Origin of the sequence: Kitasatospora sp. NPDC002551 (genome assembly GCF_040296005.1) — a bacterium.
In the GTDB taxonomy this organism is placed as follows: domain Bacteria; phylum Actinomycetota; class Actinomycetes; order Streptomycetales; family Streptomycetaceae; genus Kitasatospora.
This window is the reverse complement of record NZ_JBEOWI010000031.1, coordinates 62336-85132: the sequence shown is the minus strand read 5'-3', so window position 1 is coordinate 85132 and position 22797 is coordinate 62336. Positions and strand designations below refer to the sequence as shown.

The following is a 22797-nucleotide window of genomic DNA, read 5'->3' as shown; positions in this document are numbered from 1 at the left end:
GGGCGGGGTGCCGTGCGCCGGGTGCCGGTCACCACCGGGGATGCCGCCGACGCCTGCTGACGCGGCGTCGGCCGGGCGGGCCGGCGGGTCACGGGCCGCCGGGGGCGGTGCCAGACCATACGGTGAATGATGATCTTCAGCCACCGACCGCACTGTTTCCCGTCAATCCAGTCCGGAAAGCGGGGATTGACGCCCCTTCGGCTCCTCCTCGCAAGAATCTCCTGTCGCACACGTCTTCCCCTGTTGATCGCGGCCTGCCAGGCTGACCGGGTTTGCAGAACCGGAGGAGGTTTCGTGTCTCGTATCACCAGCGCGGCACTGGCGGTCACCAGTGCCCTCGCCCTCGTCGCCGGCTCGGCCGCCGCGGCCGTCGCCGCACCGGCCCCCGGCCCGGCCGCCGAGGCCAGGGTGGCTCCGGTCGACTGGAAGCCGTGCAACCCCGATCCGACCCAGCCGGACCCGAAGATCTACGACTGCGCCGTCTACCAGGTGCCGCTCGACTACGACCACCCCAACGGCGAGACCACCGGCATCGCGATGATGCGCCGCCGCGCGAGCGACCCGGCCAAGCGGATCGGCTCGCTCTTCCTCAACCCCGGCGGCCCGGGCGGCAGTGGCTACCTCTGGGCCACCACCACCCGCTTCGGCAAGGACGTCCAGGACCGCTTCGACCTGGTCGGCTTCGACCCGCGCGGCGTGGCCCGCAGCAACCCGCTCAAGTGCTTCACCACCGACGAGGAGGCCGCCGGCGTCAACGACCGGATGGTCGGCGTCCCGGTGACCAGGGCCGAGATAGCCCGGACCATCGACGCCACCGAGGACTACACCGACGCCTGCTCGCGCAACGCCGGCCCGCTCATCGAGTACATGTCGACCATCAACGTGGTCCGCGACCTCGACCGGATGCGCCGCGCCGTCGGCGACGACAAGCTCACCTTCGCCGGCTTCTCCTACGGCACCCTCATCGGCGCCACCTACGCCGGCATGTACCCGAACAAGGTCCGCGCGCTGATCGTCGACGGCAACGTCGACCCCAACCTGCGGATGCACAACGGCGTCGAGTACGACCGCCAGCGCGCCACCGGCTTCGAGGTCGCCCTCGCCGAGTACCTCAAGCGCTGCCAGGCCGCCGGCGCCCCGCGCTGCGCCTTCGGCGACGGCGACACCCGCACCAAGTTCGACACCGTCCGCGACCACCTGCGCACCAACCCGGTCACCCTGCCGGACGGCACCGAGGTCACCCTCTCCAGCTTCACCAGCCAGGTCGCCAACGCGCTGTACGCGCAGAGCCGGCAGGCGCCGCTCGCCAAGTCCCTCCAGGCGCTGTACTCGGTGATCCAGGCGCCGGCCGCCGCGGCCCAGGGCATCGCCCCCGTCGCGCCGGTCGACCCGGCCGCCGTCGAGGACGCCAAGGTGCTCGCCCAGACCCTGCCGAACGCCCTGCGCGAGGCGCTGCCGGAGACCCCGTACTCCTCCGACGACTCCTACTACGGCGTCAACTGCCAGGACAAGCCGTACCCGTCCAACCCGTGGACCTTCACCGGCCTGGCCAAGGCCTGGGAGAAGGAGTCGCCGACCTTCGGCCGCTACCAGGCCTTCGACGGCCCGACCTGCTCCACCTGGCCGGCCCCGGCCCGTGACGCCGAGCGCTTCACCGGCCCGTGGAACAAGAAGACCGCCACCCCGGTGATGGTCATCGGCAACCTCTACGACCCGGCCACCAACTACACCTTCTCCCAGCGCATGCAGCGCCAGCTGGGCAACGCGGTGCTGGTCTCGGTCGACGTGGTCGAGCACTGCGCCGTCGGCCGCAGCAAGGAGCTGGGCAAGCTGGTCACCGACTACCTGGTGAACCAGAAGGCCCCCGCCCCCGGCCAGCTGCTCAAGCCGGACGCCGAGGCCTTCCCGCCCGTCGCCTGACCCGCCCCGACCAACGCGCAACCGAACGGCCCGCTCCCGGGAACAGCCTTCCGCGAGCGGGCCGTCCGGCTCTCCCGGCCCCGGCCCCGGCCCCGGTCAGAGGTCGGTGAGGGGGACGTCCGGGTCGGCGAGGGCTTTGGGGTCGACGGTGCGGCCGGAGCGGACGAGGGTGCGGATCGGGTCGGTGACGTCCCAGACGTTGACGTTCATGCCGGCCAGGACGCGGTTCTCGGAGAGCCAGAAGGCGATGAACTCGCGGGTGGCCGGGTCGCCGCGGAACACCACCCGGTCGTAGCCGCCGGGCTCGACCCAGCCGACGTACTCCATGCCCAGGTCGTACTGGTCGGTGAAGAAGTAGGGGACGCGATCGTAGACGGCGTCCTCGCCGAGCATCGCGCGGGCGGCGGTCTGGGGCTGGTTGACGGCGTTCGCCCAGTGCTCGACGCGCAGGTGGCGGCCGAACAGGGGGTGGTAGGCGTTGGCGACGTCGCCGGCCGCGTGGATGTCCGGGTCCGAGGTGCGCAGGTGCTCGTCGGTCTTGATGCCGTTGTCGACCTCCAGGCCGGCCGCCTCGGCGAGCGAGGTGTCGGGGGCGATGCCGATGCCGACGACCACGGCGTCCGCCGCCACCGCCGTCCCGTCGGCCAGCCGGACGCCGGTCACCCGGCCGTTCTCGCCGGTCAGTTCGGTGACCTGGACGCCGAACCGCAGGTCCACCCCGTGGTCGCGGTGCAGGTCGGCGAAGACCTGCGCCACCTCGCGGCCCAGCACCCGCAGCAGCGGCAGTTCGGCCGCCTCCAGCACCGTCACCTCGGCGCCCGCCGCCCGCGCCGCGGCCGCGGTCTCCAGCCCGATCCAGCCCGCGCCGATCACCACCACCCGGGCGCCCGCGCGGAACGCCTTGCGGATCCGCTCGCTGTCCTCCACCCGCCGCAGGTAGTGCACGCCCTCCTGCCCGGCGCCGGGGACCGGCAGCCGGCGCGGCACCGAGCCGGTGGTCAGCAGCAGCTTCGCGTACTCCACCCGGCCGTCGTCGGCCAGCGTCACCGTGTGCGCCGCCGGGTCGACGGCGACCACCGCCGTGCCCAGCCGCAGGGTCACGTCGTGGTCGGCGTACCACTGCGGCGGGTGGACGTAGATCTTCTCCCGGGCGGTCTTGCCGAGCAGGTAGCCCTTGGAGAGCGGCGGACGCTCGTACGGGCGCTCGTGCTCGGCGCCGATCAGCACGATGCCGCCGGTGTAGCCGGCCTCGCGCAGCGCCTGCGCGGCCTTCGCGCCCCCGAGCGAGGCGCCGACGATCACGAAGGGGCGCTCCCGCCCGCCGCCCGCGGTGCCTGTGCTGTCCGTGCTCATGGTGAACTCCTCGTTCTCCGGCGGAAATCACGGACAGCCTGCCGCCGGGCGCGGGGGCTGTCGAGAGCGCGTCCGGCGCGCCGCCGCGGCTCCCCCGAACGGGTGACACGAGCGGGACAGGGGGGAGCGGGACAGGGGGACCGGGACGGCCGAGCGGCACGGGGGCGGGGAGCGGTCAGGGCGTCATCGCGTCCCGGACCAGCGCGGTGTCGGTGAACTGCTCGAACCGCACGATCCGCCCGCCGCGCACCGTGAAGTGGTGCACCATCCGCACGGACAGCGGCCGCCGGGTGGCCTTGTGCACCGCCGTGTACCGGCCCAGCACCACCACGTCCTCGCCGGCCACCACGTACCGGTCGTCGTGCGCGGCCCAGTCCTCCCAGTCGGCGGACAGCCGCTCCATCACCCCGCCGGTGACGCCCTTGGGCGTGCGGTAGGTGCCGGCCAGCGGGAAGCCCGCCATCTCCGTCCACTCCACGTCGTCGGCGAGGGTCGCCCGCAGCGCCCCCAGGTCGCCGCGCGCCGAGGCCAGGTACTGGCGGCGCACCACGTCGGCCGGGGCGTCGGACTCCGCGAACGCGGCCTGGGACCGCGGGATCTCGATCACCGTGCTCAGCCCCAGCTCAGCTCGCCCTTGGCGACCTTGGTGCCGAGGTCGACCGCCAGCGTCATGCCCAGCCCGGGGAAGCGGTGCTCCAGGGCCGCGCGGGCCGCCGCCGCGTCCGGCGCCCGGCCGACCTCCGTCTCGAAGGCCCGCAGGTAGTCCCGGGTGTGGTCGATCGAGGAGGTGTCGGTCGGCGCGTCCGCCGTCCGGTGCCCGGCGACCACGAAGGCCGGCTCCAGCGCCGCCATGCCGTCCAGAAGGTCGATCCAGGCCGCCCGCTCCTCCGGCGTCGGCGTGTCCGCCGTCCACACGTGCAGCCCCTGGAACAGCAGGACGCCGCCGAGCACCGTGCGGTGGTGGTGCTGCCACAGGTAGTGCCGGTCCGGCAGGTGGAAGTCCGCCCCGCGCAGCTCGAAGCGGTGCCCCTCGAAGACCAGCTCGTCGCCGCGCAGCACCTCCGGGCGCACCAGCCGGGTCGGCAGCTCGGGCCCCAGGTGCGCCCAGGCCCGCAGCTTGGCCTCGTAGGTCTCCTGGATGTGCTCGACGGTCGACGCGGTGGCCAGGAACCGGGCCTGCGGGAAGACGTCCTGCACCTCCTGGGCGCCGAAGTAGAAGTCCGGGTCGCCGTGGCTGACGAACACCGTGGTCAGCCGCTTGCCACTGGCCTTCACCCGCTCCGCCAGCCGACGCCCGTCGGACCGGGTGAACCCGGCGTCCACCAGCAGCGCGTCCTGCGGCCCGGTGACCAGCACGGAGGTCTTGTTGAGCGAGCTGTCCGGGCTGTCGATGACCTCGAAGTCGAGGGCGCTCATGCTGTGTCCTTCCTCGGGGCCGGGACCGGCGCGCGCGGGTGCGGGTGCCTCGCCGCCCAGCATCGGCGACCGGGCGGGCGCTCGCACCCCGGGAACGGGACGAGCCTGGTCAGCGGCCCGGACGGAGGCGGGCGACGGCGGCCGCGGCGAGCAGGGTGGTGGCGGCGAGGACGGGCCACAGCGCGTGCGGGCCGACGGCCAGCAGGGCGGTCAGGGCGGCCGGTGCCGCGGCCCGGCCGACGCCCGACGAGAGCTCCCAGCGGGCCAGCGCCCGGCCGAGCAGGTGCGGCGGGGCGCTCGCCGCGACCAGCGCGGTGCCCGAGCCGGTGTAGAGGATCTCGCCAAGCGTGAAGAGGACCGACACCGCCGCCACCCCGGCCGCCCCGGCCGTGCCACCGAGCGCCCCGGCTCCCCAGAAGCCCAGGTAGGAGAGGGCGAGCGCGGCGCCGCCGGCGGCCAGCACCAGGTGCCGGGCCCGGCCGGCGAGGCGGACCACCACGGCCAGCTGGAGGGTGATCACCAGCACCGTGTTGCCCACGAACACCCCCGAGGACCACGCCGCCGAGGCGTGCAGGTGCAGCACCAGCAGGGCGGGCAGGGCCACCTCCAGGACGTCGAAGGCGAAGGCGAACGGCAGGTTGGCCACGCTGAGCAGGGTGATCCGGCGCAGCGCCGGGCCGTCGGCGCGCTCGGTCCCGGCGGGGGCCGGCGGCGCCTGGGGAGCGGTCACCCGCAACGAGTGCACCAGCGCAGCCGCGAGCAGGCAGGCCGCCCCGGTCACCCCGGCGAGCAGCCGCAGCGCGCCCGTGCCGCCCGCCACCGCGAGGGTGGCCAGCAGCGCGCCAGCGCCCAGCCCGGCGTTGCGCAGCGTCCGCCCGGCCGCCAGCGCGGCGTCCCGGGTACGGCCCTCGGTGAGCGTCGAGACCACGGCGGCGTGGGTGGCGGGCCAGGACTGGCCGCCCACGCCGAGCAGCACGGCCGCCGCCGCGAACCCGGCCATCCCGTCGGCCAGCAGCAGCACCACCGACCCGGCCGCCCGGACCAGCAGGGTCGCCGCCGCCGGCAGGCTGCGCGCGCCCCGGTCGATCCAGCGGCCGGTCAGCGGGATGACCAGCAGCCCGGCGACCATGCCGGCGGACATCGCCAGGCCCGCCGCGCCCGCGTCCAGGGCGAGCACGCCGACGCCGTAGAGCAGCAGGAACGGCCGCAGCAGGCCGGTGCCGAGGGCGTCCACCACCAGCGCGGCCGCGTAGCGCGGGCCGCCGGCGGCGGTGAGCAGGCCGAGCAGGGCGGCCGGCCCGCCGCGGGAATCGGGGGGAGGCGTGGGGTGGTGCCGCTTCGGGTCCTCGATCAGGGTCATGAGCGGTACCGTCCGCCCGCTCCCGGCCCGCGGGCACGCCGATTGACGAGTCCCGTCAATCAGCGCCGGGCGGCATCGGCGCAGGTGACAGGATCGGATCCGTGAGCCTGACCATCGACATCACCGGCCTGCCCGACGAGCGCCTGCTGTTCACCCCCTCACCGCTGGCCGAGCTCAGCGCGATGCTGCACGTGCTCGCCGAACCGGCGCACCACCCCGACCTGCACGGCTGGGCGGCGAGCACCACGGCCGCCGTGCCGCCCGCGCTCGCCGAGCGGCTCGCCGAGGCCGACTTCGTCTGGCGCTCCTCGCGCGCCGACTTCCTCGTCCCCGGCCTGCCCGGCGCCACCCTCGCCGAGGAGCTGGACGCCGTCGACCGGATCGACGACGAGCAGTACGTCCGCGCCGCCCTGGTGATGACCTGCGGCGCCTCCCGGCTCGCGCACCGCTTCGCCTCGCCGCTCACCGACCCGCGGGCGCAGGAACGCGCCCGGGAACTCGCGCTCGCCCGGGGACCCCGGCAGGCCGAGTTCGCCGACCGGCTGCTCACCGACCCGCCCGCCGTGCGGGCACTGGTGCGGCGGATGCTGGAGGACTGCGCGGACGCGTTCTTCGCCGACGCCTGGCGCCGGGTGCTGCCCGAACTGGCCGCCGACGCCCGCCGCAAGACCGACCTGCTGGTGCGGCACGGCGCGGCCGAGGCGCTGGCCGCCGTCTCCTCCTCGGTGGCGCTGGAGGACGCCGGCGAGGGACGGCGCCGGATCGTCGTCGACAAGCTCCAGGACAACACCACCAGCGGGACCGCCGCCGGCGGCGTCACCTTCGTGCCGACCGCGTTCGGCCGCCCGCACCTGCTGGTGGTCTCCGCACCCGGCTGGCGCCCGGTGGTGCAGTACCCCGTCGCCGAGGAGGGCCTGCCCGAACCGGTCTCGCTCGCGCTGGTCCAGCGGCGGCTGGAGGCGCTCGCCCACCCCGTCCGTCTGCGGCTCGCCCGCACCATCGCGCGCGGGCCGCACACCACCGGCGAACTCGCCTCCGCCTGGCAGCTCAGCGCGCCGGAGGTGTCCCGGCACCTGGCGGTGCTGCGCAAGGCCGGGCTGCTGACCACCCATCGGCGCGGGCGCTACATGCTCTACCAGCTCGACCTGGCCGTCGGCGCCCGGCTCGGCACCGACCTGCTGGAGGCGGTGCTGCGGTGAACGGGAAGGTGACGGGGAACACGGGTGGGGCGGGCGGCGTTCGAGCCGTCATGACCAGTGACGACGCCGCTCCCGGCGCACCCGAGATCCTCCGCTACGCCGCCTTCGCCACCGACCCCGGCGGCGGGAACCCGGCGGGCGTGGTGCTCGACGCCGCCGGTCTCTCCGCCGAGCGGATGCTCGCCGTCGCCGCCGGGCTGGGCTACTCGGAGACGGCGTTTCTGACGCCCGGCCCCGACGGCGGCCACACCGTGCGCTACTTCAGCCCGCTGGCCGAGGTGCCGTTCTGCGGCCACGCCACCGTCGCCTCCGCCGTGGCCCTGGCCGAACGGGTCGGCCCCGGCCACTACCGCTTCGCCACCCAAGCGGGCGAGGTGCCGGTCGAGGTGGTGAAGGACGCGGACGGCGGCCTGCGCGCCACCCTCACCAGCGTGGAGCCGCACGTCGAGGCGGTGGACGCGGCGGACGTCGCCGAGGCGCTCGCACTGCTCGGCTGGGCGGCCGAGGACCTCGACCCGGCGCTGCCGCCCCGCTGCGCCTACGCGGGCGCCCGCCACCTGGTGCTGGCCGCCGCCACCCGAGAGCGGCTGGCCCGGCTCGCCTACGACTTCGACGGCCTCGCCGCCTTCATGACCGCCCGTGACCTGACCACCCTCCAGCTGGTCTGGCGCGCCGCCCCCGACGTCTTCCACGTCCGCGACCCCTTCCCGGTCGGCGGCGTCGTCGAGGACCCGGCCACCGGCGCGGCCGCCGCCGCCTTCGGCGCCTACCTGCGCGACCTCGACCCCGACGGCGCGCCGGCCACCGTCACCCTCCACCAGGGCGAGGACCTCGGCCGCCCCGCCCTCCTGCACGTCGACCTGCGCTCGGCGGCCCCGCGGGTCCGCGTCTCCGGCGCGGCGGTGGCCATCCCGTAGGGCGGCCGGGCCGGGGCGGTCTCAGGGCGTTGCCCCGGCCTCCGCCGCTTCATCCGTCCAGACGCCCGGCGGGTGGGCGTCCACCGGCAGCCGGAGGCGGGGCTGGGCCCGGCAGCCGGGGGGAGGCGTCCGGGTCCCAGGGCCAGTGGTGCTCCCGGTGCGGCCAGACCAGTCGGCGCACCGGGACGGGGCCGCGGCGGTAGAAGCCGACGGCCGTGCCGAGCAGCGGCCGGTGGCAGCCGGGGTGGTACGGGCGGGTGCGGGCGGAAAATGGGTCGCGCGGACGGGGCGGGTGCGGGACCCTGCCCCGGTGAATCGAGCGAACGGTCGGACGGTCAGCGTCCATCTCACCCACGGCGGCGACTACCTGGGGCCGGTGGGCCCCTTCGAGGTGGGGGAGCCGTGGTGGTCGTCGGTCGGGCCGGTGGTCGGCCGGGTCTCGGCGGAGGCCGGGGTGCCGGTGGCGGTGGTCCGGCTCGTCGGGGTGACCGGCGGGGAGGGCGGCAGCGGCGGGCACACGGTGTACCACGTCGAGGCGTGGGAGCGGCCCGGCGGGTGGGCGGCGCGCCCGCTGGACGCCGTCACAGGGGCGCTGCTGGGACCGGCCGAACGGCGGGCGGGCTGGGCCACGCCGGAGGGGCTGCGGGCGGCGGTGCGGTGGGCGCGGGAGGCGCTGGCGGCGGCCGGACGGCCGGTCACCGGGCGGGCCGAGCAGGTGCGGACGTGGAACCTGTCCGGGCTGCTGCGGCTGCCGACGGCCGGCGGGCCGGTCTGGCTGAAGGTGATCAACCCGGCGTTCAACGCCCGGGAGGCGGAGGCCGTCGCGCTGTTCGGCGCGGCCGACCCGGCGCTGGTGCCGTCCGTGCTCGCCGCCGACCCGGAGCGGGGGCGGGTGCTGCTGGACGAGGTGCCCGGGGAGGACTGCTGGGGCCCGGCGGCGGCGGAGGTGGCGGACATCGTGCCGCGGCTGGGCGCCGCCCTGGCCGCGCTCGCGGCCGACGGCCGGGCCGCCGCGGCCGGGCTGCGCGACCGTACCCCGCGGGCGCTGGCCGCCGCCGTCCCGGCCCTGCTCGACCGGCTGGAGGGCGAGTCGGACCTGACGGCCGGGGAGCTCGCCGCCGCCCGGGCGCTGGCGGCCCGGCTGCCCGCGCTGGTCGAGGAGCTGGCCGCCTGCGGGCTGCCCGAGACCGCGGTGCACGGCGACTTCCACCCCGGCAACTGGCGCTCCGGCGACGGCGGTGGTGGCAGCGGCAGCGGCCTGGTGGCCATCGACTACGCGGACGCCTGCCTGGGCCACCCGGTCATGGACGGCCTGCGGCCGCGCGCCTTCGTCGACGAGGAGCGGTGGGCGCAGCTGGCCGGGGTGTGGGCGGACGCCTGGCGCGCGCGGGTGCCGGGAAGCGCTCCGGAGCGGGCACTGGAGCTGGCCGGGCCGCTCCACCACCTCGGGTACGCGCTGCGGTACCAGGAGTTCCTGGACCACATCGAGGACAGCGAGCGCCCGTACCACGAGGGCGATCCGGCGGGCGAGGTCCGGCGCGCGCTGGAGGCGGCGCGGGGGTAGCCGCAGGCCCGGCCGACGCCCCGGCACGCGGTGCCGGGGCGTCGGCCGGGAGCGGGGCGTCAGCCGCCCGGGCTGATCCGGCGGCCGTCGTGGGCGCCGTACAGGCTGAGCGCCTCGACCGGGCAGTAGTCGACGGCCTCGGCCAGCTCCGGGGTGAGCGGTTCGCCGGCGGCGCCGGTCGGCTGCTCGCGCAGCGGGCGGGCCAGGCCGTCGGTGCCGAGCGTCAGCGACCCGGGCGCGGTGAGCGCGCACATGCCCGAGCCGATGCAGCGGTCGCGGTCGACCTGGACGATGACGGCGGGTGCGGTCCGCGGATCCGTCACCAGACGACCTCCAGACGCTGCGGGCTGCGGGTCAGCAGACCGCTCCGCCAGTCCACCGGCTCCCCGGGCGCGGCGAGCCGCAGCCCGGGCAGCCGGCGGGCCAGCCGGTGCAGCGCGAGCTCCAGCTCCATCCGGGCCAGCCAGGCGCCCAGGCAGTGGTGCGGCCCGGCCCCGAAGGTGTACGTCGGCGCGGCGAGCGGGGAGAACAGCTCGGTCAGCAGGTCCCCGGTGAACACCCCGGGGTCGCTGTTGGCGGCGGTGACGTCCGCGGCGACGACGCTGCCGGCGGGGATCCGCACCCCGCCGATCTCGACGTCCTCGACCACCCGGCGCAGCAGGCCGGGCATCGTGTCGGCGTCGCCCAACGGGACGGCGCGCAGCAGCTGTTCGGTGGCGGCGGCCGCGCTCTGCTCGTCGGAGGCGAGCCGGTGCCAGGCGTCCCGGCCGTCGCCGAGCAGGTAGACCAGGGCGTTGCCGAGCGAGGTCATGGTGGTCTCGTGCCCGGCCACCACCAGGCCGACGACGAGCGTGACGATCTGCTCCTCGGTGATGCCGGGGGTGTCGTCGGCGGCCGCGAGCAGGCTGCTGACCAGGTCGTCGCCGGGTGCGGCGCGGCGCTCGGCGATGACCTCGGCGCCGAAGGCGGCGAACTCCTCCATCGCCGCGCGCACGGCCTGCGCGGTGTAGGCCGTGGTGGCCAGGGCGTGGTCGCTCCAGTGCTCGATGCGCCTGCTGTCGAGGAGGTCCAGGCCCATCAGCCGGCCGATCACGGCGATCGGCAGCGGGCGGGTGTAGCCGGCGACGATGTCGGCGGGCGAGCCCCGGTCGATCAGCTCGTCGATCAGGCCGTCGACGACCGAGGCGACCCAGGGGCGCCACCGGGCGATCGCGCGCGGGGTGAAGGCGCGCTGCACGGTGCGGCGCAGCCGCTGGTGCTCGACGCCGTCGATGTTGAGCAGCGCGGTCGGGTCGTCGAGCAGGTTGGGGACGCGGGTGACCGGCGGGGCGTCCGGCGCGTAGAGCGGGGCGCGGCCCAGGCGCGGGTCGGTGAGCACCTGCCGGACCTCGGCGTGCCGGCTGATCAGCCAGACCGGGGTGCCGGTGGGCAGGGCGGCCAGCCGGGGCGGGCCGGGGGCGAGCAGGCGCAGGCAGTGCAGCGGGGGCAGCACGGCCCGGGCCGTGCCGGGGTCGGTGGCGGTACCGGTTCCGGCACCGGTCGCGCGGTTCTCGGCGGACATCCGTACTCCAGACTCCAGGGGGTGGCCGCGCGGAGGCGGCCTGCGGGGGGTGGATCCGGTGGTGCGCGGGGGACGGGCGGGGACGGCCGACAGGTGCCGGAGCGGCCGGGTTCGCTTCGACCGTACGTGGCCGAGGGGCCACAGACAGCGAGGATTCCAGCCAACGGCCGGGAGGGGCGGGTGCGCCGAGAGTGCGGCGCCTGACCGGGGCGCTCGGCGGTAGCCGCACGCCCCGTGCCGCGCCCCCGGCGTCCGCGGCGCGGCGGGTGCCCCCGGTGAGCCGGATCACCCGGGAGGCTCCCCGGCCGCCCGGCGGCGCGGGCGATACGCTTCGTGGGCGAGTCACCCGACTCGCGTCGACGCAGGTCAAGCCGGTGCAGAGTGGCACCGGCCGACGGAGGTGGAACCGGATGGCCCAGCAGGTCAAGGCAGTGATCGCACGCGCCAAGGGCGCGCCCGTGGAGGTCACGACGATCGTCGTGCCCGACCCCGGGCCGGGCGAGGCCGTGGTGCGGATCCAGGCCTGCGGCGTGTGCCACACCGATCTGCACTACCGCGAGGGCGGGATCAACGACGAGTTCCCGTTCCTGCTCGGCCACGAGGCCGCGGGCATCGTGGAGACCGTCGGCGAGGGCGTCACCGAGGTCGCGCCCGGCGACTTCGTCGTCCTCAACTGGCGCGCCGTCTGCGGCCAGTGCCGCGCCTGCAAGCGGGGGCGGGCCCAGTACTGTTTCAACACCCACAACGCCAAGCAGAAGATGACGCTGCTGGACGGCACCGAGCTGTCCCCGGCCCTGGGCATCGGCGCGTTCGCCGAGAAGACCCTGGTCGCCGCCGGCCAGTGCACCAAGGTGGACCCGGCCGCCGACCCGGCCGTCGCCGGGCTGCTCGGCTGCGGCGTGATGGCGGGCATCGGCGCCGCGATCAACACCGGCAACGTGGGCCGGGGCGACACGGTCGCGGTGATCGGCTGCGGCGGCGTCGGCGGCGCGGCCGTGCTGGGCTCCCGGCTGGCCGGCGCGGCGAAGATCATCGCGGTGGACATCGACGACCGCAAGCTCGCCACCGCCGAGAAGCTCGGCGCCACCCACACCGTCAACTCCCGCAACACCGACCCGGTGGAGGCGATCCGCGAGCTGACCGGCGGTCACGGCGCGGACGTGGTCGTCGAGGCGGTCGGCCGCCCGGAGACGTACCAGCAGGCCTTCTACGCCCGCGACCTCGCCGGCACCGTCGTGCTGGTCGGCGTGCCGACGCCGGAGATGAAGCTGGAGCTCCCGCTGCTCGACGTGTTCGGCCGCGGCGGCGCGCTGAAGTCCTCCTGGTACGGCGACTGCCTGCCCTCGCGGGACTTCCCGATGCTGATCGACCTCTACCTCCAGGGCCGCCTGGACCTCGGCGCCTTCGTCAGCGAGACCATCGGCCTGGACGCGGTGGAGCAGGCGTTCGAGCGCATGCACCACGGCGACGTGCTCCGTTCGGTGGTGGTCCTGTGAGCGCCGCAACCGCCCGCGTCGACCGGCTCGTCACCGCCGGAACCTTCGAACTCGACGGCGGCAGCTGGGAGGTGGAGAACAACGTCTGGATCGTCGGCGACGACGCCGAGGCCGTGGTGATCGACGCGGCCCACGACGCCGCGGCGATCGAGGAGGCGCTCGCCGGGCGCCGGCTGCTCGCCATCGTCTCCACCCACGCCCACAACGACCACATCGACGCCGCCCCGGAGCTGGCCGCGCGCACCGGCGCGCCGGTGCTGCTCCACCCGGACGACCTGCCGCTGTGGAAGCTCACCCACCCGGACCGCCTGCCGGACGGCGAACTCGCCGACGGTCAGCGGATCGAGGTCGCCGGCACCGCGCTGACCGTCCTGCACACGCCCGGCCACGCCCCCGGCGCGGTCTGCCTGTACGCCCCGGACCTCGGCACGGTGTTCACCGGCGACACCCTCTTCCACGGCGGCCCGGGCGCCACCGGCCGCTCGTTCTCGCACTTCCCGACCATCATCGACTCCATCCGCGAGCGCCTGCTCACCCTGCCCCCGGACACCGTGGTGCGCACCGGCCACGGCGACCCGACCACCATCGGCGCCGAGGCCCCGGCGCTCCCGGAGTGGATCGCCCGCGGGCACTGATCAGGGTCCCGGGCCCGGCGGCCGGCCGCCGGGCCCGGGCACGTACGATCGCGGGCATGGCCCATGATCCGCGCGCGCTCGACGACGCCTTCCTCGCCTTCTGGCGGGAGCGGCACATCTCCACCCTGACCACCCGGCGTCCGGACGGCTCGCCGCACGTGGTGCCGGTGGGGGTGACGTACGACCCGGAGAGCGGTGTCGCGCGGGTGATCAGCAGCCGCACCAGCCGGAAGGTGCGCAATGTGCTGGCCGCCGGAGCGGACGGGCAGCGGGTGGCGGTCTGCCAGGTGGACCGGGCGCGCTGGTCGACGCTGGAGGGCGTGGCCGTGGTCCGGGACGCGCCGGAGGCGGTGGCCGAGGCGGAGCGGCGGTACGCCGAGCGTTACCGCGAGCCGCGGGTGAATCCGGACCGGGTGGTCATCGAGATCACGGTGGACCGCGTCCTCGGCCGGGCCTGAGGGCGGGCGGGGTTCCGTTTATCCGGCGTTGATCGTCACGCTCTACCGTCGGGGCATGAACGAGGGAACGACGGGGGACCGGGGCGTGCGGGCCCCGGCCGAGGGCGGCCGGATGACGGCCGAGGACACGGACCGGTTCCGGGTGCTGCTGGCCCGGCTGGAGGACTCGCTGGCGGCGGACCGCCGCGGCGTGACGGTGCCGGCGGCGAGAACGGCGCCGGGTCGCGATGGATGAGCGCCGCCCGGCCGCGCGCGTCGCGGTGCTGCCGCTGTGGCAGCGCGGCGCGCGGACGGGCGACCCGGAAAGGATTCCCGTGCCCCGTGGGCTACTTGGCGAAGCGGACCTCGGGGAACCGCGGCGAGGGCCGGTCGAGCAGCGGGGCCGGACGGCCGAGCAGGTGCCGGTCGAAGAACGCGCCGAGGTAGGCGCGGGTGGCGGCCAGTGAGCGGCGGCTGTCGACGGAGCCGAAGGTCTCCTGGTAGTACCCGGGCGGCAGGTGGTCCTCCAGGTGGAGGTCGTCGACCATCCAGTGCTCGTCGGAGAAGGACAGGTGCCCACCGGTGGGCAGGTCCACCCAGTAGCGGGGGCCGGTGAACCGCTTCCAGTTGTCCTCCCAGTTCCGGGTGGACTCCGGTGAGGCGCCCACTCCGGCGCTGAACAGCAGCGCCGGGCGCCCGGTGTCGTCCCCGGCCGGGATCCAGATGCTGCCGTCCAGGTTGGCGGCGGCCTTGATCCGCGGGTCCTCGCGCATCGCCTCCAGGGCGGCCGCCCCGCCGATCGAGTGCCCGGCGGCGCCGATCCGCGAGGCGTCGATGCTCAGGCCGCGGACCGGGCCGCCGTGCCCGGGCGCGGTCAGCCGGTCGATCACGAAGCGCAGGTCGGCGGCCCGGGCGCGGGACGACTTCGCGCCGAACTCCGGGTCCGTCTGCTCCTGTCCGCACGCCTGGCAGGACTCGATGCGGCCGCCGGGGAACTCCACCGAGGTCTCGTAGGTGGAGTCGACAGCGGCCACCGCGTAGCCCCGGGAGGCGAACTCCTCGCCGAGGGCGGTGAGCGTGCTGCGGCTCATGCCGAAGCCGGGGGAGAGCAGGACCAGCGGATGCCGGCCGGCGGCCGGCCGGGCGTCGGCCACCGCTCCGGTCCGCAGCGCGGCGGGCTGGTCGAGACCGTACAGTGCCCGGGACAACTCCGCCGAGACGTACGGCGCACGGGGTCCCCGGGCGGATTGCGCGGGGTACCAGAAGGTGACCATCAGCTCGCGCGTCGGGGTGTCGGCGCGCCACGGATCGGGCCGGCCGGGATCGACCAGGTGGACGGACTTCGTCCCCACCGGCCGGTGCGCGGTCGGGGCGGGGACGTGCGGTGCGCCGGCGCGGGCGGCGCCGGCCTCCGCCGTGGCGGCCGGGGGAGCGGCCGGGGCCGCGGCGGCCAGCGCGGAGGCCGGGCCGGCCAGGACCAGGGTGGTGGACGCGATCGTCAGGGCGGCGGAACGCCACCGTCGCTTCTTCGACATGACGCCACGTTAGGTTCGCTCCCGGCCCCGGCACGTCGCTCCGCCGGTGGAACGGCGGTACGCCGCGAGGGGGAGAGGCCCGCCGCGGCGTACCGCCGTCGGACCGGGGCCGGCTCCCCCTGTGGGCTCAGCAGTCGCAGCCGCAGCTGCAGTCACCGCAGTCGCAACAGCCGCTGCAGCAGTCGGAGCCCTCGCCGCAGCACTGGCAGGCGTCGCAGCAGTTGCCGCAGTCGCAGCAGTCGTTCCGGGCGCAGAAGCCCTCGCGGCGCTCGCCCGTGAACGGGTGGTCGTGCTCGCAGCAGAGCAGCTGGCAGGTGCAGCCCATCAGTGCCCACGCCGCGCACCCCGCCAGCAGGTTGCGGCGGTTGGGCGGCGGGGCGCCGGGCGGGGTGAAGCCGGGGCCCTGCGGCACCCACGGCGGGACCGGTGCGCCGGGGCCCTGCGGCGGGGGCTGGTCGGGGTCGTGCCGCGGCGGCGCCTGGTACGGGTTGGCGGCGCGCGGGGTGCCGTCCACGGTGGTGAGCGGGGTGCCGTCCACGGCCCTGAGTGCGGTGCCGTCCACGGCCGTGAGTGCGGTGCCGTCCGCGGCCTTGACCCGGCACGCGGTGTGGCCGGCCCGGCCGAAGACCCGCTCGACGGCGCGCTCGGTCTCGTGCGCGAGCAGGACGTGCACCAGGGTGCGGTCGGTCAGTTCGACGTCCCGCAGGGCGAGCCGGATGCCGTGCACGGCGTCCCGGCAGAGCCGTTCGGCCTCGGCGCGGTCGGTGCCGGTCGCGGTCAGCGGGTTCCAGGCGCCGCTCGCGGCGTCGGCGGCCTGGTCCTCGGCGGCGTCCAGCAGGTGGGCGAGCCGCCCGAACAGCCGCCCCGCCTCGGCCAGCGGCGCCGCGTTCCCGGGCCGGCCGGCCAGCGCGGCGGTGTGCGCGAACGCCGCGGCGGTGGCGGTCTCGGTGGGCTCGGTGACCAGCAGCAGCGAGCCGCCGGCCGGCAGTGCCCGCTCCAACTCGCTCTGCCGGGAGGCCGCGTCGAGCAGCACGGCGGTGTCGAAGCCGACCACCGAGGCGCTGCCCGCGCTCTTGCGGTCCCAGCGCCGGGTGACCGCCCGGGCGCCCGCCGCCACCGAGCGCCGGGCGAACACGCCGTCCCGGTCCTCGACGTGGTCGCGGATCTTCACCGAGGCGAGCGCCAGCGAAACGGCGGCGGCCAGCCGGGCGCCCTCGCCCCGGGCGACGGAGGCCGTCCGCATGCCGCGCAGCGGGCAGGGCCCGGCGGTCCGCCGCCCCGTGCCGTTCTCGGCGGCGGCCTGCGCCTCGACCAGCACCGAGATGATCAGCCCGTCGTAGTTGGTGGCGGTGCGCGCCAACTGCCCGTGGTCGTCCCGCAGTGCCAGGCAGAGCCCGCAGAGGTGGGCCATCCAACTCGCCTGCAACCGTTCGGAGAGGCGGTGGCGGCACGGTCTGATGATGCCGAACATGTGGTTCCCCCGTGTCTCGCGTGGGCCATCCGGGCCCGTGATCGCGCACATCATATGATCGCGGCCCCGCCGGCCCGGAAACCTCGGCGGTCCGGCGTGCCCCGTCCGGGCCCGGTCGTCCGTCCCGGATCCGGGATAGCATCACGGATATGGGAATCGACACGGCCGCCGACGAGCGGTTGGCGGGGCGGCTCGCGGAGTTGCGGGTCGAACGCGGGTGGACGCTGGAGGAGTTGGCGCGGCGGGCGGAGGTCAGCCGCTCCACGCTGTCGCGGGTGGAGCGGGCGGAGGTCAGCCCGACGGCGGCGCTGCTCGGACGGCTCTGCGCCGTGTACGGGCGGAGCATGTCGCGGCTGCTCGCCGAGGTGGAGGCGGCGCCCGCGCGGCTGGTGCGGGCGGCGGACCAGCGGGTCTGGCGGGACGAGGCGACCGGGTTCGTCCGGCGCTCCGTCTCGCCGCCGCACGGGTCGCTGCGGGCCGAGGTGATCGAGGGACGGCTGCCGGCCGGCGGCGACATCGCCTACGACAAGCCCTGCGACACCGGCCGGGAACACCACCTCTGGCTGCTGGAGGGCCGGTTGGCACTGACCGTGGACGGCGACGAGCAACTGCTGGAGGCCGGCGACTGCCTGCGGTTCGTCCCCGAGACCACCCGCTTCCGCTGCCCCGGCCCGGCCGAGGCCCGGTACGCGCTGGTGGTGGTCGAACCGTGAGCGCGACCGGCGCGATACCCGGGGCACCCGTCAAGGAGCGGTTCGACGCGGCCGGGCGGCGGGTGCTGATGGTCTGCGTCGCGGGCGGGTTCACCACCCTGCTCGACCAGTCGGTGCTCAACACCTCGATCCCCGCGCTGCGCGAGACCCTGCACGCCCAGCCCGCCCACCTGCAGTGGATCGTGGCCGGCTACTCGCTCGCCTTCGGCCTGGCCCTGATCCCCGGCGGGCGGCTCGGCGACGTGCGCGGCCGCAAGTGGTTCTTCGTCGGCGGCCTCGCCCTGTTCACCGTGGTCAGCCTGCTCTCCGCGACCGCCACCGAGCCCTGGATGCTGGTCGCGTCCCGGCTGCTCCAGGGCGCGGGCGCCGGACTGGTGAACTCCCAGATGATCGGCACCCTCCAGGACGTCTTCCAGGGCCAGCTGCGGGCCCGGGCGCTCGGGATGTACGCGGTCACCGGCGGCCTCGCCTTCGCGCTCGGCCCGCCCGTCGGCGGCGCGGTGCTCGCGGCCGTCGGACCGGAGCACGGCTGGCGGCTGACCTTCCTGCTGAACGTCCCCTTCGGGCTCGCCACCGTGTGGCTGGCGGCCCGCCACCTGCCGCGCCCGCGCGCCGCCGCCCGCAACGCCGACCTCGACCTGGTCGGACTCCTGCTGGTCGGCGCGCTGACCCTGGCGCTGATGCTGCCGTTCGTCCAGCCGCCCGGCTGGGCCGGCTGGTTCGGCTTCGCGGCCGCCGCGGCCCTGCTGCTGGGCGCGCTGGCGTGGTGGCAGCGCCGCTACGCCCGGGCCGGCGGCCACCCGCTGATCCACCCGGCGCTGACCCGCTCGGCGCCCTACGCGCTGGGGACGGCGGTGGCGATGGCCCAGTTCGGCTCCTCGCTGGCCGCCGGGCTGGTGCTCACGATGTTCCTCCAGGACGGGCTCGGCCTGTCGCCGCTCGGCGCGGCCCTGGTGGCCCTGCCCTCGGCGGTCGCGATGGGCTTCGCCTCGGCGGTCGCCTGGCGGGTGGTGGCGCGCTTCGGCCGGCGGACCGTCACCGCGGGCATGACCGGCTCGGCGCTGACGATGCTGACCGGCGGCCTGGTCGCGATGTGGGCACCGGTCGGCTCGCTGCCCTGGCTGCTGGCGCTGCTGCAACTGCTGGGCGGCGCCTCGATCGGGCTGATGGGGGCGTCCAACCAGGCCTTCGTGCTGCGGCACGCGCCGGCCGAGGCGGCCGGGGTGAGCGGGGCGATCCTGCAGATGGCGCAGCGCATCGCGGCGGCGGTCGGCGTCTCGGCGCTCTCCGGCGTCTACCTGCGGGCGACCGGCGGGGGCGGCGGGCACCGGGCGGCGTTCGCCTGGTCGAGCGGTGTCTGCGCGGCGGTGGCCGCGCTGGCGGTGCTGGCCTCGGTGCTGGCGGGCCGGGCGACGGCGCGCGAGGAGTCGGCACCGCAGGCCGCCTCGGCGGAGCCCGCCCGGGAGGAGACCCGGGCCTCCGGTTGAGCGGTGGGCGAACGCGGGGTCCGTGGACGCCGGACCCGGCCTACCGTGGTCGGCATGACCGGTCATCGGATGGTGGAACTGCCGGGCCTCTCCCTCGCCTACCGGGAGAGCGGCCCGGCCGACGGCCCGCCGCTGGTCCTGCTGCACGCGCTCGGCGAGCGGGCCGCGGACTGGGACGTGGTGCTCCCGGCCCTCGCCCCGCACCACCGGGTGCTGGCGCTCGACCAGCGCGGCCACGGCGACAGCGGCCGACCCGGGCGGTACGGGCTGGAGGCGATGCGCGACGACGTGCTCGCCTTCCTGGACGCGCTCGGACTGGCCCGGGCCGACCTGGTCGGCCACTCGATGGGCGGCGCGGTCGCCTACCTGGTCGCCCAGCGGCGGCCCGAACGCGTCGGCCGGCTGGTGCTGGAGGACGTCCCCGCCCCGCGTCCCCGCCCGGCGAGCCCGGTGGCCGACGCCCCCGACGGGCCGGTGGACTTCGACTGGGCGGTGGTCCGGGCCGTCAAGGAGCAGATCGACCGGCCCGACCCGCGCTGGCTGGAGGGGATGGCCGCGATCACCGCGCCCACCCTGCTGGTGGCCGGCGGCGCGGCCAGCCACGTCCCGCAGGCCGGGGTGGCCGAGCTGGCCGGGCTGATCGCGGACTGCCGGCTGGTGACCGTCGAGGCCGGGCACCTGGTGCACCGGACCCGGCCGGCCGGGTTCGTCGCGGCGGTGGCGCCGTTCCTGGACCCGGCCGGCGGTGACGGTCCGGCGGGCTGATCAGACGCCGATCAACCGCGGATCAACCGCCGACCGAACACCGATCAGACGCCGTGCTCGGCCGGAAGCCGGCCCGACCGGATCGCCGCCACCAGGTCGGCGTGGTCGGCCTCGGTGCGGTCCGCGTAGGCCACCGCGAACGCCGCCACCGCCTCGTCCAGCGCCTCGTTCTTGCCGCAGTAGCCGCTGACCACCCCCGGGTCGGCGGTGTGGGCGTGGGCGCGGGCGAGCAGGGCGCCGGTGATCCGGGCGTAGTCGTCGAGCTGGGCGGGCAGCAGCGCGGCCGGGTCCACGCTGCCCTTGCGGTTGCGGAACTGCCGCACCTGGTAGGGCAGTCCGTCCACGGTCGTCCAGCCGAGCAGGGTGTCGCTGACCACCTGCATCCGCTTCTGGCCCAGCACCACCCGGCGGCCCTCGTGGCTGTCCGGCGCGGTCACCGGGTACCCGGCCCGGGCCAGGTACGGCAGCAGCACCGACGGACGGGCCTCCTTCACCTGGAGCACCAGCGGCTGCTCGCGGTGGTCGGTCAGCAGCACCACGTACGAGCGGGTGCCGACACTGCCGGTGCCCACCACGCGGAACGCCACGTCCTGCACCCGGTAGCGGGACAGCAGCGGGTGCAGCTCGGCGGGCACCGTGCGCACGTACGGGGCGAGCGCGGTGGCCACCGCGGAGGCCTCGGCGTCCGCCACCTCGCCGAGCACCGGAGGAGCCGCGGTGAACCGCCAGCCGCCGTCCTCGGAGCGCACGGTGGACTTGGCGGCGAAGCGCGCGCTGGTGTTGCCGAGCGCCTTGGCGGCCACCTTCTCCAGCACCTCGGCCAGGTCGTGCGCCTGGGCGAAGGAGACCAGTTGCTCGTCCGCGACGGCGTTCCAGGCGTCCAGCGCCGACAGCTTGGCCAGCGTGCGCATGGTGCGGCGGTACGCGCCGACCGCGTCGAAGGCGGCCTGGCGGGCGGTGGTCTCGTCGGCGCCCACCTCCCGGCCGGCCAGCACCAGGCTCGCGGCGAGGCGCTTGAGGTCCCACTCCCACGGGCCGGGCACGGTCTCGTCGAAGTCGTTGATGTCCATCACCAGCCGGCCCCGGGCGTCGCCGTACAGGCCGAAGTTGGCGGCGTGCGCGTCGCCGCACAGCTGGGCGACGGTGCCGCTGGTCGGCGTGGCGGCGAGGTCGGCGGCCATCAGGCCGGCCGAACCGCGCAGGAAGGCGAACGGGGTGGCGGCCATCCGGCCCAGCCGGATCGGCACCAGCTCGGTGAGGCGGCCCGCGTTGGAGGCCTCGATCGCCTCGACGGCGCTCGGACGGTCGGCGGCCGGGGCGAACTCGGCGTGCCGCTCGCGCGGGCTGCGCTCGCGCAGGGCCTTGCCGCGGGCGCGGGCACCGCCGTCGTGGCCCGGCGCGAAGCCCTCGACCGTGAACCGCCGCCCGGGCTCCCGCCCGGCCCCCGCCCCGTCCGCCGGTATGCCGGACCCGATCACCGTCTCGGTCAGCTGCGTCACTGCGCCCGCCTGTTCTCCGTCGTTCCCGCCCGTGGCCTGCACGGACCCGGCCGCGTACGGGCCGGCCAGCAGGCTACCGGGCCGCCTGTGCGGCCTGTCGGCAGGGAGGGACGCGGGGTGGACCGGCCACGGTTCCGCCGACGAGGGCCGGGGCGACTAGGGTGCGGTGGTGGACGGTCTTCGGAGGCGGTGGGTGGCGCGGGCAGCGGCCGTGGCGGTGGCCGGGCTGACCGTGGCGGCGGGGCTCGGGGTGCGGGCGGTGGCCGGCGGCGACGCCGCCAAGTACGCGGGCGACGCCCTCTACACCGTGCTGCTGTACACGCTCGTGGTGCTGCTCGCGCCGCGCCTGCGGCCGTGGCCGGCGGCGGCCTGGGCGGCCGGGCTGAGCTGGGCGGTCGAGCTGTTCCAGCTCACCGGCGTCCCCGACGGGCTCGCCCGGCGCAGCACGCTCGCCCGGCTGGTGCTCGGCTCCACCTTCAACCCGCCGGACCTGCTCTGGTACCTCGTCGGCGCGGCGCTGGCCGCCCTCGCGCACCACGGCGCGCGGGCGGCCGGGCGGGCCCTGTCCTGACGGACCGTCAGAGTGGCAGCAGCTCGGGCCGCTTGGCCTCGACGTGGTCGCCGGAGGACTCGCCGCGCAGCCGGCGCCCGACCCACGGCAGCAGGTACTCGCGCGCCCACTGGATGTTCTCCCGCCGCTGCTCGGCGGCGGAGAGCACGGGCGCGGACGGCCACGGCGCCTCCGGGTCCTGCTCGGTGCGCAGGCCCAGCGAGCGGGCGGCCAGCAGCGCGACCCGCTGGTGGCCCCCGGGGGAGAGGTGCAGCCGGTCCTCGCTCCAGGCGCGGCGGTCCTGGACGGCCCGCAGCGACCACAGATCGGCCACCGTGCAGCCGTGCCGGTCGGCGACGGCCCGCATGTGCCCGTTGTAGGTGGCGATCTTGCCGCGCAGGTGCTTGAGCAGCGGCACGCCGCGGGTGTCGAAGCCGGTGCAGATCAGCACCGTGCCCGCCGCGTCCGCGAGCTGGGCGACGGCATCCTCGAACCGCTCGGCCACCTCGTCGGGGTCGCTGCCGGGCCGCAGGATGTCGTTGCCGCCGGCGCAGAAGGTGACCAGGTCCGGCTGGATGCGGCGGACCTGCGGCACCTGCTCGGCCACGATCTGGTCCAGCAGCCGGCCGCGCACCGCGAGGTTGGCGTACTGGAACCCGCCCGGCGGCCGGCCCGCGGCGAGCAGCACCGCCAGCCGGTCGGCCCAGCCGGCGAAGGCACCGTCCGCCGCGGGGTCGTTCAGCCCTTCGGTGAAGCTGTCCCCGAGGGCGACGTACGAATTGAGGTCAAGGGTCTCCTGGAGGTTCGGCATGAAAGAGATAGTTCACTGTCTCAAGTGACCTACGCCACCGTAGGTGACCGGTGGCGGTACGTGAGATCGGCCACGTGCTGTCGCAGCGGAATGATGCGCGCCCCCGTG

General features: G+C 76.0%; 23 protein-coding genes. 12 read left to right on the top strand and 11 right to left on the bottom strand.

From position 1 onward, the window contains the following. The first annotated feature begins 294 nt into the window (after positions 1 to 294). Positions 295 to 1920, top strand: coding sequence for an alpha/beta hydrolase (locus ABT093_RS24850; RefSeq protein ID WP_350568144.1), 1626 nt, complete (start codon positions 295 to 297; stop codon positions 1918 to 1920). Between the two features lie 96 nt (positions 1921 to 2016). On the opposite strand, the gene ABT093_RS24845 is transcribed toward ABT093_RS24850, so the two are convergent. The 4 genes from ABT093_RS24845 to ABT093_RS24830 form a co-directional block, all read right to left on the bottom strand. Next, complete coding sequence (locus ABT093_RS24845) at positions 2017 to 3273, bottom strand: NAD(P)/FAD-dependent oxidoreductase (RefSeq protein WP_350568142.1); 1257 nt, start codon at positions 3271 to 3273, stop codon at positions 2017 to 2019. 175 nt (positions 3274 to 3448) lie between these two features. After that, positions 3449 to 3880: a nuclear transport factor 2 family protein gene (locus ABT093_RS24840; protein ID WP_502884311.1), complete on the bottom strand. Its 432-nt coding sequence runs from the start codon at positions 3878 to 3880 to the stop codon at positions 3449 to 3451. A gap of 5 nt (positions 3881 to 3885) precedes the next feature. Beyond that, positions 3886 to 4689: an MBL fold metallo-hydrolase gene (locus tag ABT093_RS24835; RefSeq protein WP_350568140.1), complete on the bottom strand. Its 804-nt coding sequence runs from the start codon at positions 4687 to 4689 to the stop codon at positions 3886 to 3888. 109 nt (positions 4690 to 4798) lie between these two features. Then, positions 4799 to 6049 (bottom strand): MFS transporter, encoded by a 1251-nt coding sequence (locus ABT093_RS24830; protein WP_350568137.1) that lies wholly within the window; start codon positions 6047 to 6049, stop codon positions 4799 to 4801. A gap of 101 nt (positions 6050 to 6150) precedes the next feature. Here ABT093_RS24830 and ABT093_RS24825 point away from each other — a divergent pair, with 101 nt between their 5' ends. Next, positions 6151 to 7248, top strand: a complete 1098-nt coding sequence (locus tag ABT093_RS24825; protein ID WP_350568134.1) for a DUF5937 family protein — start codon at positions 6151 to 6153, stop codon at positions 7246 to 7248. A 50-nt stretch (positions 7249 to 7298) separates the two neighbouring features. Further along, entirely contained in the window at positions 7299 to 8165 is an 867-nt protein-coding gene (locus ABT093_RS24820; protein WP_350568132.1) for a PhzF family phenazine biosynthesis protein, read from the top strand. A gap of 49 nt (positions 8166 to 8214) precedes the next feature. On the opposite strand, the gene ABT093_RS24815 is transcribed toward ABT093_RS24820, so the two are convergent. Next, a complete protein-coding gene (locus ABT093_RS24815) occupies positions 8215 to 8511 on the bottom strand; it encodes a DUF4262 domain-containing protein (protein WP_350568129.1) in 297 nt (98 codons plus the stop codon). On the opposite strand from ABT093_RS24815, the gene ABT093_RS24810 reads away from it, so the two are divergent. After that, entirely contained in the window at positions 8476 to 9729 is a 1254-nt protein-coding gene (locus ABT093_RS24810; RefSeq protein WP_350568126.1) for a phosphotransferase, read from the top strand. The two genes, ABT093_RS24815 and ABT093_RS24810, sit on opposite strands and share 36 nt — an antisense overlap. 59 nt (positions 9730 to 9788) lie before the next feature. Here the strand turns inward: ABT093_RS24810 and ABT093_RS24805 are convergent, their stop codons facing one another. Then, positions 9789 to 10052 carry a ferredoxin gene (locus ABT093_RS24805; RefSeq protein WP_350568124.1) on the bottom strand — a complete coding sequence of 88 codons (264 nt, stop codon included), beginning with the start codon at positions 10050 to 10052 and terminating at the stop codon, positions 9789 to 9791. Further along, positions 10049 to 11290, bottom strand: coding sequence for a cytochrome P450 (locus tag ABT093_RS24800; protein ID WP_350568122.1), 1242 nt, complete (start codon positions 11288 to 11290; stop codon positions 10049 to 10051). The genes ABT093_RS24805 and ABT093_RS24800 overlap by 4 nt, the downstream gene beginning before the upstream one ends. 410 nt (positions 11291 to 11700) lie before the next feature. Between ABT093_RS24800 and ABT093_RS24795 the strand changes: the two genes are divergently transcribed. Genes ABT093_RS24795 through ABT093_RS24780 form a run of 4 tightly spaced genes read left to right on the top strand, consistent with a single transcriptional unit; the run spans position 11701 to position 14114 of the window. Then, the gene (locus tag ABT093_RS24795) at positions 11701 to 12786 is read left to right on the top strand and encodes an S-(hydroxymethyl)mycothiol dehydrogenase (RefSeq protein WP_350568120.1); all 1086 of its coding nucleotides are present in this window, start codon (positions 11701 to 11703) and stop codon (positions 12784 to 12786) included. After that, positions 12783 to 13421: an MBL fold metallo-hydrolase gene (locus tag ABT093_RS24790; RefSeq protein ID WP_350568117.1), complete on the top strand. Its 639-nt coding sequence runs from the start codon at positions 12783 to 12785 to the stop codon at positions 13419 to 13421. The genes ABT093_RS24795 and ABT093_RS24790 overlap by 4 nt, the downstream gene beginning before the upstream one ends. A gap of 56 nt (positions 13422 to 13477) precedes the next feature. After that, positions 13478 to 13879 (top strand): pyridoxamine 5'-phosphate oxidase family protein, encoded by a 402-nt coding sequence (locus ABT093_RS24785; protein WP_350568114.1) that lies wholly within the window; start codon positions 13478 to 13480, stop codon positions 13877 to 13879. Positions 13880 to 13934: 55 nt separating this feature from the next. Then, positions 13935 to 14114, top strand: coding sequence for a hypothetical protein (locus ABT093_RS24780; protein WP_350568112.1), 180 nt, complete (start codon positions 13935 to 13937; stop codon positions 14112 to 14114). 91 nt (positions 14115 to 14205) lie between these two features. Here ABT093_RS24780 and ABT093_RS24775 read toward each other — a convergent pair whose 3' ends face one another. Together ABT093_RS24775 and ABT093_RS24770 are read right to left on the bottom strand one after the other, a co-directional pair. Next, a complete protein-coding gene (locus ABT093_RS24775; protein ID WP_350568109.1) occupies positions 14206 to 15393 on the bottom strand; it encodes an alpha/beta hydrolase family protein in 1188 nt (395 codons plus the stop codon). Between the two features lie 127 nt (positions 15394 to 15520). Beyond that, positions 15521 to 16864, bottom strand: coding sequence for a DUF5685 family protein (locus ABT093_RS24770; protein ID WP_350568106.1), 1344 nt, complete (start codon positions 16862 to 16864; stop codon positions 15521 to 15523). 149 nt (positions 16865 to 17013) lie between these two features. On the opposite strand from ABT093_RS24770, the gene ABT093_RS24765 reads away from it, so the two are divergent. From ABT093_RS24765 to ABT093_RS24755, 3 genes are read left to right on the top strand one after another with little or no spacing between them, the layout of a single operon-like run. Beyond that, the gene (locus ABT093_RS24765) at positions 17014 to 17577 is read left to right on the top strand and encodes a helix-turn-helix domain-containing protein (protein WP_350568103.1); all 564 of its coding nucleotides are present in this window, start codon (positions 17014 to 17016) and stop codon (positions 17575 to 17577) included. Continuing rightward, positions 17574 to 19064: an MFS transporter gene (locus ABT093_RS24760; RefSeq protein WP_350568100.1), complete on the top strand. Its 1491-nt coding sequence runs from the start codon at positions 17574 to 17576 to the stop codon at positions 19062 to 19064. Before ABT093_RS24765 ends, ABT093_RS24760 begins: the two co-directional genes overlap by 4 nt. A gap of 54 nt (positions 19065 to 19118) precedes the next feature. Continuing rightward, positions 19119 to 19829, top strand: coding sequence for an alpha/beta fold hydrolase (locus ABT093_RS24755; protein ID WP_350568097.1), 711 nt, complete (start codon positions 19119 to 19121; stop codon positions 19827 to 19829). Positions 19830 to 19873: 44 nt separating this feature from the next. Here the strand turns inward: ABT093_RS24755 and ABT093_RS24750 are convergent, their stop codons facing one another. Continuing rightward, on the bottom strand, positions 19874 to 21328 hold the full coding sequence (locus tag ABT093_RS24750) for a DUF2252 domain-containing protein (protein WP_502884309.1): 1455 nt from the start codon (positions 21326 to 21328) through the stop codon (positions 19874 to 19876). A gap of 193 nt (positions 21329 to 21521) precedes the next feature. On the opposite strand from ABT093_RS24750, the gene ABT093_RS24745 reads away from it, so the two are divergent. Next, entirely contained in the window at positions 21522 to 21899 is a 378-nt protein-coding gene (locus ABT093_RS24745; protein WP_350568094.1) for a DUF2809 domain-containing protein, read from the top strand. Positions 21900 to 21906: 7 nt separating this feature from the next. On the opposite strand, the gene ABT093_RS24740 is transcribed toward ABT093_RS24745, so the two are convergent. Then, a complete protein-coding gene (locus ABT093_RS24740) occupies positions 21907 to 22689 on the bottom strand; it encodes an SGNH/GDSL hydrolase family protein (protein ID WP_350568091.1) in 783 nt (260 codons plus the stop codon). Positions 22690 to 22797 lie beyond the last annotated feature (108 nt).